At 72.7% G+C, this 13298-nt stretch carries 7 protein-coding genes; 5 read left to right on the top strand and 2 right to left on the bottom strand.

From position 1 onward, the window contains the following. Window positions 1-2: 2 nt before the first annotated feature. Entirely contained in the window at window positions 3-2120 is a 2118-nt protein-coding gene (locus tag BLV05_RS14805; RefSeq protein WP_046767313.1) for a hypothetical protein, read from the bottom strand. A 166-nt stretch (window positions 2121-2286) separates the two neighbouring features. On the opposite strand from BLV05_RS14805, the gene BLV05_RS14800 reads away from it, so the two are divergent. The 3 genes from BLV05_RS14800 to BLV05_RS14790 all read left to right on the top strand — a co-directional run bounded on the left by BLV05_RS14800 (window position 2287) and on the right by BLV05_RS14790 (window position 7455). Beyond that, on the top strand, window positions 2287-3507 hold the full coding sequence (locus BLV05_RS14800) for a mandelate racemase/muconate lactonizing enzyme family protein (RefSeq protein ID WP_046767314.1): 1221 nt from the start codon (window positions 2287-2289) through the stop codon (window positions 3505-3507). 124 nt (window positions 3508-3631) lie between these two features. Beyond that, window positions 3632-4651: an NAD(P)-dependent oxidoreductase gene (locus BLV05_RS14795; RefSeq protein ID WP_082155003.1), complete on the top strand. Its 1020-nt coding sequence runs from the start codon at window positions 3632-3634 to the stop codon at window positions 4649-4651. Next, window positions 4648-7455: an FAD-binding and (Fe-S)-binding domain-containing protein gene (locus BLV05_RS14790; RefSeq protein ID WP_197683658.1), complete on the top strand. Its 2808-nt coding sequence runs from the start codon at window positions 4648-4650 to the stop codon at window positions 7453-7455. The genes BLV05_RS14795 and BLV05_RS14790 overlap by 4 nt, the downstream gene beginning before the upstream one ends. Here BLV05_RS14790 and BLV05_RS14785 read toward each other — a convergent pair. Then, window positions 7430-9667 carry a discoidin domain-containing protein gene (locus BLV05_RS14785; RefSeq protein WP_046767315.1) on the bottom strand — a complete coding sequence of 746 codons (2238 nt, stop codon included), beginning with the start codon at window positions 9665-9667 and terminating at the stop codon, window positions 7430-7432. The two genes, BLV05_RS14790 and BLV05_RS14785, sit on opposite strands and share 26 nt — an antisense overlap. Before the next feature lie 145 nt (window positions 9668-9812). Between BLV05_RS14785 and BLV05_RS14780 the strand changes: the two genes are divergently transcribed. After that, complete coding sequence (locus BLV05_RS14780) at window positions 9813-11003, top strand: sialidase family protein (RefSeq protein ID WP_046767316.1); 1191 nt, start codon at window positions 9813-9815, stop codon at window positions 11001-11003. A 37-nt stretch (window positions 11004-11040) separates the two neighbouring features. Beyond that, window positions 11041-13290 (top strand): exo-alpha-sialidase, encoded by a 2250-nt coding sequence (locus BLV05_RS14775; protein WP_046767317.1) that lies wholly within the window; start codon window positions 11041-11043, stop codon window positions 13288-13290. Window positions 13291-13298 lie beyond the last annotated feature (8 nt).

Genomic DNA, 13298 nt, shown 5'->3' with positions numbered 1-13298 from the left:
CCTCAGTCGACGTAGATCGCGCTGAGCTTGATGTTCGTGTTCTGCTCGCCGTCGAAGTAGCCGCGGATGCGGATCCTCTCGGGCAGCCGGCCGCGGCCCCACGAGAGCGGCGTGCGGAACCCGTCGGTGCTGACAATCGCCGCATCGGCGCCGGAGTAGCCCGGGATCGGGGTGAAGTCGTGCTCCAGCAGCTCGAACCGGAGCGTCGCGCCGTCGCCCAGGCCCTCAGCGTTGACGTGGAACCGCGGCCGCCGGTGCCGTGCGCCCAGCACGATCGTCGCCGTGATGAACTCGCTGGTCACCTCTGGGATCTGGTAGTCACCGTCGCCCTCGGCCCGGAGATCGACCATCAGGTCGCCGAAGCGGTCCTTCGGCAGGACGGCGATGCCGACACCACCGCGCGGCGGCAGCGGGACGCCGGGGATGTTCACCCGCGGGTCCCAGGCGCCGTAGTAGACGAACGTCTCGTCGCCGATGTTCTCGAAGCCCTGGCCCTGGATGACGCCGCCCCGGTCCCACTCCGCCTCGCCCTCGCCGGAGCCGGGCCAGCTGACGCTGACGTCGTCGTGGAACGACACCCCGGTGGCCGCAGTTGCGCCGTACACCGCCACGTTGAGTGTCACCGTACCGGCCGGCGCGACGGCGGCCAGCATCACTTCCTGCCAGTCGGGGGAGGCATCGGGCTGGACGAAGTGGTTCACGAGCCGCCGGCCGCCGGCGTCGAAGAACTCCAGGAAGAGCTGAGCCGGTGTGCCGCTCTCGGTGAGTGTCCACACCTTGGCGGTGTACTCCACGCCTTCCTCGGCCGGCAGCTTCGGCGTCCGGACCCCGACCGACGTGCCGCTGACGTTCTCGACCCGCAGGCTGGTGGTGCCCGTGCGGGCCCGCTCGGTGCTCGCCGCCGCGGTCTGCGCCCGGTTGGCGTCGAGGATCCACGGCGCCGGCCAGCCGTCACCGTCGAGCGTCTCGAACGACGCGTTCACGACGAGCTCGGGCGGTGGGCCGTCGCCACCCCGCGGGATGAACGTCCACTCGTGCGCCGGCTCGCGGAAGTGCAGTCCGTCGTTGCTGACCAGGAAGCCCAGGTCGATGGTGACGTTCTGCCAGCTCATGTCGCCGTGCCACTGCCCCACCACGCCGAGCAGGATGTTGCCGCGGTTCCACACGCTGATGCCCTCGTGATGCTGCTCGCCGTCGAGGCTGCGACCGGGGCCGAGGAGGGTGTGCTGCTGGTGCCGGACCCACGCCACGGTGCTGGTCTGCTGCCAGTGGCCGAAATCGCCGGACTCCCACGCCCGGGCGACACGCCCGTGGTGCGGCCGGATCGACGGGTTGGCGTTCTGGCCGGACGCGTAGTAGGTGCCCTTCCACTTGTACAGTCCGCCGACCGGTTCCGCGTGCAGCGCCGGCAGCAGCAACTCGTCGGGAACCATCTCGGCATCGACCGGCGCGATGTCGGTCAGCGAGGTCCAATTCAGGCCGTCCGGGCTGGCGTAGACCGCGAGCGTCCCGTGCCGGTTGCCCTTGTTCTGCCAGTAGACGTGGCAGCCCAGCTTGTACCGGCGGCTGGGGTGGTCATCAGGCTCGTACAGGACCTTGAGGTTGAGCACGCCGATCGCCGGGTCGAGCCGCACCAGGTTGTTGTCCGTGCCGCCCTGGAACTCGACCAGGCCGAGGCTCGGCTTGACCCAGGTGACGCCGTCGGTGCTCTCGGCGTACGCCACCCGCCAGAGGGCGGACGTGCTGCCGGTGTGCTGCTCGCGCTCCTCGGCGCTGACGGCGCAGTACCACATGCGGTAGGTGTCGCCGACCTTGATGACCGAGCCGTAGAACTGCACCGCCCACGAGTCCGGGTCGCCGGGCCCGCCGCGCGGGACGACCGGGTTCGCCGGGTGCTTGACCGGGTCGCGCATCTCCAGCTTGAGGTTCTGCACCGACGGGATGGACACCTGGTCGAACGCGAAGAGCGTCAGCTCGTCCAGGTCGTCCGTCCAGTGCACCTCCGCCGCCGACGCCGCCGACGCTGTCGTTGCGGTGAGGGCGCCGGCACCGGCCAGCGACAGCCCACCGGCTGCCGCTCCGACCAGCCCCGCGCGCCGGGAGAACGTGATCTCGCCCATCGACACTCCTGTTCGTCGAACCGGATATCGCGGAAGGTGGGGACGAGAATTCATGGAAGCTGGTTCCATGTCAAGGGCGACGAGGCGGCCCGGCTGCACTGAAGGCGGTCAGCGCGGCGCCGGTTCCGGTCTTGACATGGCACCGGATTCCATATCAGATGGCGGCATGCGCATCACCGAGGTCGGCACGGTCCTGCTCACCGGGCCGTCGAGCAACGATCCGTGGATCACCTTCGCGAAGCGGACCCGGACGGCCGGGTTCGTCGAGGTCCGCACCGACGCGGGACTGACAGGCGTCGGCGAGACGTACGCGGGGTACTTCGCGCCCGAACTGATCGGCCCGGTGGTCGACTACGTCCGGCCGATCCTCGTCGGCGCCGACACCACCGACCCGCGCGTGCTCACCACCCGGATGCGGCAGAGCCTGGCCTACTTCGCGCGGGTCGGCGTCGGCGCCGCGATCCTGTCCGGGGTCGAGGCGGCGCTGTGGGACCTGGCCGGCAAGGCCGAAGGCGCCCCCGTCCATCAGTTGCTCGGCGGCGCCCGGCACGACCGGCTGCTCGCCTACGCCACCGGCGGCCCGTCGCCGTGGCCGCCGGACCAGCTGAAGCGCAAGGTCGACCGCTATCTCGAGCTCGGCTTCACCGCGGTGAAGGTCGCGTCGGGCTACCTGGACATGGACGAGCGGCGCCCGGTCGAGGCGCCGGGCGGCCCGGACGGCGCGGCGCAGGTCGAGGTGGACAAGCTGGAGCTGCTGCGCGCCCACGCCGGCAAGGACGTCGGCATCATGCTCGACGGCCACATGGGCCACCGCAGCGGCCAGGCCCGCTGGGACCTGCAGACCGCGACGGCCGTGCTCACCGCGCTCGGGCCGTACGACCTGACGTTCTTCGAGGAGCCGCTGCCCTACCGCGACCCGGACCAGTACGCCGAGCTGACCCGGGTGTCGCCGGTCCCGGTGGCCGGCGGCGAGCAGCTGAGCAGCTACGACGAGTTCCTGCTGTGGATGAGTCGCGACGCGTTCGCGGTCGCCCAGCCGGACGCGTCCTGGCTGGGGCTGTCCGAGTTCGCCGACGTCGGCCGGCTGGCCGCCGAGCGCGGCGCGATGGTCGCCTCGCACGCCTGGAGCGCCGGTGGCGGCGTCATGCAGAACCTGCACGCGGCGTTCGCGTCGCCGGCGACGCTGATCGTCGAGATCCCGCCGGACGCCGGTGAGCTGCACACGCTGCTCTGGGGCGACAACCTCGTCATCGAGGACGGCCACGTCCTGCGGCCCGAGGCGCCCGGGCTGGGCGTGACGCTCACCGACGAGCTCAAGGACCGCTTCCCGTTCCAGCCCGGCATGGAGGAGTTCTCCAGCGTGCCGGGCAAGCAGCTGCGGAGCTGACCCGTGGAGTGCCGGGCACGCCGGCGGCGACTGGGGGCCGGAGGCTCCCACGAGTCGTCGGCCCGTCACCGATGGAGGGCTGGACATGCAGGATGTGCCCGGCGCGACACATGAGGAGCTGACTATGGCCGAGCACCTCGTGGTGGCGCAGCCGGTCGACGACGACGGCCTGCGCCGCGTGCGCGACCTCGCCGGCGGCGCGCGCATCGACATCGTCGCGCCGTACGGGGCCGGCGACCGGCTGCCGGACGAGCTGGCCCGCACCGCGACCGTCCTGTTCGCCGACCAGTGCCCCGCCGGCGTCGAGGACCTGACGGCGCTGCGCTGGCTGCAGCTGGGGTCGGCCGGCTACGCCCAGCTGGCCGGGCAGCCGCTGCGGCCGGACGTCGCGGTGACCAACGCCAGCGGCGTCAACGACGTGCCGATCGCCGAGTGGTGCCTGTTGATGATGCTCACGTTCCGGCGTCGCTTCCCGACGATGCTCGCCGAGCAGCGGGCCCGGCGGTGGAACCGCGACGCCGCGTTCCAGGCGGAGCTGCGCGGTTCACGAGTGGGTTTCGTCGGCTACGGCAACGTCGGCCAGGAGGCCGCCCGGCTGGCCCGGCTGGCGGGCCTGGAGATCTGGACGCTGACCCGCTCCGCCCCCGGGCCGCGGACCGGCCGGTTCGACCCGTTCGACCGGCCGGAGTCCGACTGGCCGGAGCCGGACCGCGCGTTCGGCTTCGACCAGCGCGCCGACTTCTACGCCGGCCTCGACTACCTGGTGGTCGCGACGCCGTCGACGTCGTCGACGCAAGGGCTGGTCGACGCCGCGGCACTGGCGGCGCTGCCGTCGCACGCGGTGCTGCTCAACCCGGCGCGGGCGCAGGTCGTCGACGAGCCGGCGCTGCGCGACGCGCTGGTCTCGGGTGCGATCGCCGGCGCCGCCCTCGACACCCACTACCGCTCGCCGCTGGACCCCGCCGACCCGACCTGGGACCTCCCGAACGTCGTGGTCACGCCGCACATCTCCGGGTCCACCGGCAGCACGTACTTCCGCCCCCGGCTCTGGGAGCTGTTCGGCCGCAACCTCGCCCGTCATCTCGCGGGCGAGCCGCTGCTCAACCTGATCCCCACGGCGGAGCTCGAATTGGGACGGCGGTGAGCGACCTCGTCCGCCGGCTGGAACGGGCCGTTCCGGGCGGGGTGGACGCGTCGTCGCGGCGGCTGGCGGAGTACTCCTCGGACGCGTCGAACTACCGGGTGCCGCCGCGGGTGGTGGTGTTCCCGCGGCACGTCGACGAGATCCTGGCGGTGGCCGAGGTGGCCCGGGAGTCCGGGGTGCCGCTGACCGCGCGGGGTGGCGGCACGTCGGTGGCCGGCAACGCCGTCGGGCCGGGCATCGTCGTGGACTTCTCCCGGCACCTGGACCGGGTGCTGGAGCTCGATCCGGCGGCCGCGACGGCGCTGGTGCAGCCGGGGGTCGTCCTGGCGTCGCTGCAGGCCGCGGGCGCGCCGCACGGCCTGCGGTTCGGGCCCGATCCGTCCACGCAGGCCCGCTGCACCATCGGCGGGATGATCGGCAACAACGCCTGCGGCCCGCATGCCGTCGCGTACGGCAGCACCGCCGCCAACGTCGTCGAGCTGGACTGGCTGGACGGCGCCGGGCGCCGGTTCGCCGCCGGTCGCGGGCTGGACCCGGTGGAGGGCCTGGCCGACCTGGTCGGCTCGCAGCTGGCGGTGCTGCGGACCGAGCTGGGCCGGTTCGCCCGCCAGGTCTCCGGCTATTCGCTCGAGCACCTGCTGCCGGAGCGGGGACACGACCTGGCCAAGGCGCTGGTCGGGACGGAGGGGACGTGCGGGCTGCTGCTCGGCGCCCGGGTCCGGCTGTTCCCGGTCACGCCCGCGCGGGCGCTGGTGGTGCTCGGCTACCCGGACATGCCGGCCGCCGCCGATGCCGTCCCCGCCCTACTGGCGCACCGGCCGCTGGCGGTGGAGGGCCTGGACGCCCGGCTGGTCGACGCCGTGCGGCGCCAGCACGGTTCGGCCCGGGTGCCGCCGCTGCCGTCGGGCGCGGCCTGGCTGCTGGTGGAGGCCGGCGGGGACGATGACGCCGCCGCGCTGGCCGCCGCGGCTGCCCTGGTCGCCGACGCCGATCCGTCGGACAGCACGGTGCTGACGGCCGGGCCGGAGGCGGCGGCGTTGTGGCGGATCCGCGAGGACAGCGCCGGCCTGGCCGGACGCACCGCCACCGGCGCGCAGGCCTGGCCCGGCTGGGAGGACGCCGCGGTCCCGCCGGAGCGGCTCGGCGCGTACCTGCGCGACTTCGACGCGCTGCTGGCCGAGCACGGTCTCGACGGGCTGCTGTACGGGCATTTCGGCGACGGCTGCGTGCACGTCCGCCTCGACCTGCCGCTGGTCGACGCGCCGCGGCGGCTGCGTCCGTTCCTCACCGACGCCGCCCGGCTGGTCGCCGCGCACGGCGGGTCGCTGTCCGGCGAGCACGGCGACGGCCGGGCCCGCGGCGAGCTGCTGCCGTTGATGTACTCGCCGGCCGCGATCGGGCTGTTCGAGCGGTTCAAGGGCCTGCTCGACCCGCCCGGGCTGCTCAACCCGGGCGTCGTCGTGCGGCCGGCCCCCGTCGACGCGGACCTGCGCCGCCCGGCGGCCCGTCCGCTGCCGGCCGCCGGCGGGTTCGCCTTCGCCGCGGACGGCGGCGACCTCACCACCGCCGTGCACCGCTGCGTCGGAGTCGGCAAGTGCCGCGCCGACCTGTCGTCGTCCGGCGAGTTCATGTGCCCGTCGTACCTGGCCACCCGCGACGAGAAGGACTCCACCCGGGGCCGGGCCCGGGTCCTGCAGGAGCTGGCCGCCGGCTCGCTGCCCGGCGGCTTCGGGGCGGCCGAGGTGCGCGAGTCGCTGGACCTGTGCCTGTCCTGCAAGGCCTGCCGGTCGGACTGCCCCACCGGCATCGACATCGCCACCTACAAGGCCGGGGTGCTCTATCGCAGCTACCGCCGCCGGCTCCGGCCGCGCAGCCACTACCTGCTCGGCCGGCTACCGGCCTGGGCGCGCCTGGCCGGGCGGGCGCCCCGTCTGGTCAACGCGGTCCTGTCGGTCCGGCCACTGCGACGTGCGCTGCTGCGACTGGGCGGCCTGGACCCACGCCGCGACCTCCCCCGCTTCGCCAGCCCGTTCCACCGCCAGCACCGCCGCCGGGCCGCACCGGCGACGGCCGGACGCCGGGGACCGGTGCTGGTGTGGGTCGACTCGTTCACCAACGCCTTCGCCCCGGACGTCGCCCACGCCGTCATCCGGGTGCTCACCGACGCCGGGTACGCCGTCACGGTGTCCGCCGGGGACATCTGCTGCGCGCTCACCTGGATCAGCACCGGCCAGCTCGACCAGGCCAAGGCGCGGCTGCGCCGGTTGCTGGCCGCGTTCGAGCCGTATGCGCGGGCCGGCACCCCGATTGTCGGCGTGGAGCCGTCCTGCACCGCGGTGCTGCGCAGCGACCTCGTCGAGCTGCTCGGCGACGACCCCCGCTCGCACGCGGTCGAAGCGGCGACGCACACGCTCGCCGAGCTGCTCGACGACGCCGCCGGGTGGACGCCGCCGGACCTGACGGGCGCGACCGTCGTGGCCCAGCCGCACTGCCACCAGCACGCCACCGCCGGCAACGACGCCGATCTGCGCGTGCTGCGCCGGTCAGGCGCCGAGGTCACCACCATCACCGGCTGCTGCGGCCTGGCCGGCAACTTCGGCATGGAGGCCGGGCACTACGACGTCTCGGTCGCGGTCGCCGAGAACGGCCTCGTACCCGCACTACGAGCCGACCCCGACGCCGTCCTCCTCGCCGACGGGTTCTCCTGCCGCACCCAGGCCGAGCAGCTCGCGGGACGGCGCGGCGTCCACCTCGCCGAGCTGTTCGGGCAGCGTCGTCTCAGGACTGCTCCACGTCGTCGATAAGGAAGTGGTCGTACTGGCTGGCCGTGCCGCTGGAGGAGAACTGGTGGCCGGTCAGCGCGGTGAGGCCCGGCGTCGACGGGCGGACCGTGCCGAGCGACCGGCCGCCCAGGAGGACCTCGGCGCCGTCGAGGGTGGCCTCGACTCGCAGCTCGTGCCAGACCCGCTGGGGTGCGGTGCCGGCCGGCGCGATCTTCGTCCAGCTGCTGGTCTCGTAGGAGTACCAGCCGATGCTGCCGTCGGCGCCGATGTTGAGGTGGTACGCGGGCACGTTCGACGCGTCGTTCGTCGAGCCCAGCGAGGTGAAGGCGAACCCGCGCGCGTAGCCGATGGAGTTCACCCGGAACGCCAGCGTCTGCTCGTCCGCCGCATCCGACAGCCACCGCGCGGTCGCGATCTTGTCGGTCCAGGCGTCGGCCAGCCGCAGGACGTGGCGGGAGTCGTCGACGTCGAAGTCGGTGACGGTGGCGCCGATCGCGTCGGTGTAGCCGCGCGGCACCTGGCCTCCAGGTTCGTTCTCGAACGAGTCGACGGTGGAGTAGAGCTCGAGCTCGCCGAGGAACTCCGGGCCCTGCGGGTCGGTGTCGGCGACGGTCACCCGGACCTGCCGGGCCCGGACGTCCGGCACCGGGTAGTAGGTCTGCGTGTACGACGTGGTCGTGCCGGTGTCGACCACTTCGGTCCAGGTGGAGCCGTCGGCCGACACCTCGACGCGGGCGGCGCCCGGCGCGCCGTACTGCAGCGCCAGCCCGACCTGGTTCAGCGTGTACTCGCGGTCCAGGTTCACCGTGTAGACGCCTTCGCCGCGCACGGATCGGAACACCGCCGCCGACGCCCAGTCGGTGCTGCCGTCGATGGCGCCGCGCGGGCCGGTCTCGGGCAGCCGCGGGGTCGTGTGCGTCATGGTCGTGTCGACGGTGACGGTGCCGGCCTCGACCTTGCCGAGCAGGTCGATCCTGCCGACGTTGGGCCGCACGACGTCGACGAACTTCTTCCAGACGCGGTACTCGCCGTCCACGGTGAACCCGGCGTCTGTCTCGGGGCAGCCCCAGCTGGGCGCGCAGTTGTCGCCGACGACCAGCACGCGGTTCGCGGCCACCACCGCGTGCGCGCCGTTGCCGGACGAGCCGTGGTTGCGCTGGAACGCCTGGTTGACCCGCGGGTGGTTCACGTACGTCGTCTGCGCCTGCTCGAAGCCGCGGCCGAGGCCGTCGGGTGAGATGGCGAGCCAGTTGTCCGGGCGGCCGAACGTCAGCGTCATGATCCCGTTGGGCAGCAGCCGCAGCACGGGCATGACGCCGGTCGTCGGCGCGGGCTCACCGGACGCCGTCGTGATCTCCAGCGGCTCCGGGCGCGACCAGGTGCGGCCGTCGTCGCTGGACCGGTTCGTGTAGAGCGGGCCGATGTTCGCGCCGCCGGGTGTGCCGGTGCGGTGGACGGCGACGAGGTCGCCGTTCGCGGCCCGCTCGATGCCGGACTCGCCCATCCACAGTCCGTCGGTGAACGACGCGACCGTCGCGTACCGGTGCCAGGTCGCGCCGCCGTCGGTGCTGCGCGCGAGCTCGGTGCGGTAGCCCGGGTCGCCGGCGTAGGTCGTGTAGTAGGTCATCAGCAGCGCGCCGTCGGCGGCGTAGAAGATGTCGCGGTGCACGCGGATGCCGCGGTCGAACTTCGACGGATCGAACGTGAGGTCGGTGGTGAAGGTCGACGGCAGGTCCCTCCACGTGCGGCCGTCGTCGGTGGAGCGGCGGGCGATCAGCTCGACGGTGTGCGCGTCGACCACGCGGCTCGGGATGAACTCGACGCCGATGATCGACCCGTCGCGCAGCTTGGAGAACCAGCCGGCGCCGGTCTCGGCGTTGACACCGCTCGGGAACGTGTAGCCGCCGTCGTCGGAGTGGATCATCGATGCCGCGCTGTCGGCCGACGCGACGTCCTCGTTCGACTGCCAGGTCAGCTGCACCCGGCGCACCGGCAGGCCGTCGGCGTCGACCGCGTCGAACGCCTCGACCAGCGCGTTGCCGCCGATGACGCCGGGCGGCGGCTCGTACACGGTGCCGGGGTCGTGCTGGGCGACGACGTAGCCGTCCGGGTCGCCACCGTCGGTCGGGACGTCGACGTCGCGGGCCGACGGTGCGGTGGCGGGGATCAGCGCGGCGGCGACGCCAGCGAGGGTGACGCCCGCGGTGAGCAGGAGCGGCCGGGACACGCGCATGGGCTGCCTCCAGGAGTCGATGCCTGACAGCAGACACAGAAGGTCATTCCATGTCAAGAGCCGCATCGCGAACCTTCCAGGCCATTGACATGGAATGCCGTTTTGGGTTTCCTCGTGCCACTGACTCGGCGTCGGAGGTGCGGTCATGACACGACTCGATCCACGCAGGTCCCTCTCGCTCGTCGCCGGACTGGCGGCGATCCTCGCGGTCGTCCTCGCCGGGCTCCCGGCCACCGCCGGCCCAACCACGGTCAAGGCCCCGCGCGACCTGGCGCCGGCCGCGATCGTGCAGTCGGTGGCGGTGCCCGGCGGCCCGTGCGGCGACCCCGTGCTCGGCACCACCTGCCGGGCGTACTTCCCCGACCTGACCCGCGACCCGCACGGCGACGCGGACGACCTGCTGATGGTCTACCGCTGGTCCAGCGCCCACTCACAGCAGCCCAGCCAGCTGCGGATGATGCGCAGCCGCGACGGCGGCGCCACCTGGCAGCAGGCCACGCCGTTCATCGTCGCCGACCTCGAGGACTACGACTACCGCGACCCGTCGCTGACCACGCTGCGCAGCGGCCGGCTGCTGCTGTCGTACTTCGTGGCCGACGGCACCACCGGCGGGTTCGTGCAGACGCAGGTGAAGCGGCGCGACGCCGACAACGCCGCGTTCTCGGCGCCGGTGCAGGTGTTCTCGTCGACCATGCCGCGGCCGATCAACAGCGCCAAGATCGCCGAGATGTCCAACGGCCAGCTGCTGATCCCGCTCTACGGCACGCCCAACGGGGCCAGCACGCACGCCTCGATCGTTGTGGCCAGCGTCGACGGCGGCGTGACCTGGGACGGACGGGTGACCGGCCGGCAGAAGACCATCGCCAGCAGCGCGTCGGTGAACTACCAGGAGCCGGCCATCACCGAGATCGAGCCCGGCCACGTCCGCGCGATCATCAGGACCGCGTCGACGTCGGGCGCCAGCACCGCCGGCGTGCAGAGCGACTCCTACGACAACACGTACATGACGACGTGGACGGCGCCGACCTCGCTGGGCGTGCCGATGCACGGGCCGGAGGTCGAGTTCATCCCGGGCACGAACCTGGTGCCGACGCTGTGGAGCCAGCCGAACGCGAACACGTCGCCGACGAACCGGCCGACGATGATCGCGCTGCGGCGCACCGACGTGCTGTGGGGCAACACGCCGAAGCACGTGCTCTACAACCCGGGTTCGAACTGGGACTCCGGCTATCCGGGCACGGCCGCCATCGGTACGACGCGGCTGGTCACCGTCGTCTACGACACCGACCGCAACGCCGCCATCGCGCTGCGCTACAACACCACCGACGTCGACTGACCGCACGCGTCCAGGCACGGACCCCCAGGAGAGCGCGATGCCACGTCCCACTCGCAACCGGCTGTCCAACGTCGTCAGCGGCCTCGTCGGATTCACGGCCGCGGTCGTTCTGCTCGCCACCAACCTCGGGCCGGACGGCGGCGACGTCGATCGTGCTGCCGACCTGCCGTCCGGCGCGGAGAACCCGCTGCCGGCCGGCGACGGACCCGACCCTGACGCGTACTCCGTCGGGGTCGGCCCGGAGTGGAACGTGCTCAACTGGGGTCCTGGGCCGCGCGCGGCCGTGCCGTCGACGTTCGCGATGGACACCGTCGTCGCCGGCGTCACCGAGCAGAAGGTGCTCGTCACCACCGGGGCGAACGACGACGTCGCCGGCGCCGACCAGGTGCTCAACCTGTCGACGTCGCTGGACTCGGCCGTCTCGTTCCTCATCACGGAGCGCAACGCGCCGGTCAGCGCGCTCAACATGATCCGGCTCGAGGACGGCTCGTTGCTGTCGGTCGACTTCATCCCGGAGTGGACCGACAGCACCCAGACGGCGGTGAACCTGCTGGTCCGGCGGTCGCGCGACGACGGCGCCACCTGGCAGGTGTCGCGAGCGCCGTTCACTCCCCCGCCCGGCAAGGTGCTGGGCCCGATGAACCGCGGCCTGCGGGTGCACCGCGAGCCCATGCTGCTGGCCGACGGCACCATCGTGCAGCCGGCCTACACCGCCTACCGGGGCGAGCCGGGGTCGAGCATCATCCTGCAGTCCACCGACGGCGGGGCCAGCTGGACCCAGCGCGGCCAGATCCCGGCGACGGCGCCCGGCACCAACGAGGTCGGCTGGTCCTACACCACCGAGGGCGACCTCATCGCCGTCCTGCGCACCGCGGAGAGCCCGCCGCGGCTGCGGGTGAGCCGGTCGGCCGACGACGGCGTCACCTGGACGCCCGCGGTGCCCCTGCTCGGACCGGACGGCCAGCAGGTGGTCGGCATCTACCCGGGCGTCGTGCTGCAGCCCAACGGCGTCCTGCTGCTGAGCACCGGCCGGCCGGACGACCGCCTCTATGTCAGCCGCGACGGCACCGGACGCACGTGGGACGAGGAGCAGTCGGTGCTGGTGAAGTACCCGTCCGAGACCGGCAACGGGCGGTACGACGGCAGCAGCGGCAATACCAGCCTGGTCAACGTCGACTCCGACCGCACCGTCTACATCGGCGACTACTGCCACGTCTGGGGGTGCAAGGCCTACGACGAGCAGTACGGCGTCTTCGCCTCCTACGTCCACGCCGTGACGCCGGGCACCGGGAGGATCGACCTGGAGACGAAGATCCACAACGGGACGGCGAGCGTGACCGGCACGTTCGTCAAGCGTCCCAACCTCCGGTTCCCGGAGCAGCGGCCCGAAGGCGCCTTCGACGGCAGCTCCCGGCCGCACGCGGCGGCCGTCCTCGAGGCCCGGCGCGGCGCGCCCTCTATGACGATCGAGCTGGACCGCGAATACGCCCTGGACCGGATCGGCCTCATGCTCGGCTCCGGGCAGCCGCTCGATGCCACGGTGTCGCTCTCCGTCGATGGCACCACGTGGTCCGAGCCGGTGGTCGTGGCCGAGGGCACGCGCGACCACGCCATGCGCTACACCGACATCGAGCCGCAGCAGGCCCGCTACGTCAGGGTGACCGGTGCGGCCGGCGTGACGACGCCGGTCACCGAGCTGGAGCTCTACGCGGCCGGCGTCGACACGTTCGAGAACGACCCCCTGTACGGCATCCCGCGCGGCTTCGTCGACTCCAAGAACACCACGGTCTCCGACCAGGAGCTCGGCGGCTCGGACAGCTCGTCGGCGCTGCGGCTGTGGGACAAGTTCCTGGACGACAACGCCGTCGCGACCACCGTCACCCCGGACGCCGACCACCAGATGACCTCGTTCAGCTTCGCCACCAACGACTATCGCGGTCCGTTCACGTTCGCCGTCAACGGCCGCGACGGCGACCAGGCGACCCAGCCGTGGCGGTTCCGGCTGGTGCCGGGGACCACCGCGCAACCGGCGCAGACCCTGGAGGTCAGCGACGGGTCGGCGTGGACGGCGCTGGGCCGGCTCACCACCCCGATCGCGCTGAACACCTGGGTGCCGATCTCGGTGGACACCTCCGCCGACGAGGCGACCGTGACGATCGGCGGGCAGGCGTTCACCACGACCACGACCGCAGCACCGGCGGACGTGCTGTCCGGCGTCACGTTCACCACCGGCGATCCGATCGCCTACGGCATGACCTTCCTGATCGACGACCTCGCCATCCACTGATCCCGCAG

Origin of the sequence: Jiangella alkaliphila (assembly GCF_900105925.1) — a bacterium.
Classification (GTDB): Bacteria; Actinomycetota; Actinomycetes; order Jiangellales; family Jiangellaceae; genus Jiangella; species Jiangella alkaliphila.
This window is presented reverse-complemented; position numbering and strand designations above follow the sequence as displayed.

What these genes read in the sequence shown, in the direction of transcription:
- BLV05_RS14785 (WP_046767315.1), bottom strand. Translation starts at nt 9,667, where the DNA reads ATGCGCGTGTCCCGGCCGCTCCTGCTCACCGCGGGCGTCACCCTCGCT.
- BLV05_RS14805 (WP_046767313.1), bottom strand. Translation starts at nt 2,120, where the DNA reads ATGGGCGAGATCACGTTCTCCCGGCGCGCGGGGCTGGTCGGAGCGGCA.
- BLV05_RS14775 (WP_046767317.1), top strand. Translation starts at nt 11,041, where the DNA reads ATGCCACGTCCCACTCGCAACCGGCTGTCCAACGTCGTCAGCGGCCTC.
- BLV05_RS14795 (WP_082155003.1), top strand. Translation starts at nt 3,632, where the DNA reads ATGGCCGAGCACCTCGTGGTGGCGCAGCCGGTCGACGACGACGGCCTG.
- BLV05_RS14800 (WP_046767314.1), top strand. Translation starts at nt 2,287, where the DNA reads ATGCGCATCACCGAGGTCGGCACGGTCCTGCTCACCGGGCCGTCGAGC.
- BLV05_RS14780 (WP_046767316.1), top strand. Translation starts at nt 9,813, where the DNA reads ATGACACGACTCGATCCACGCAGGTCCCTCTCGCTCGTCGCCGGACTG.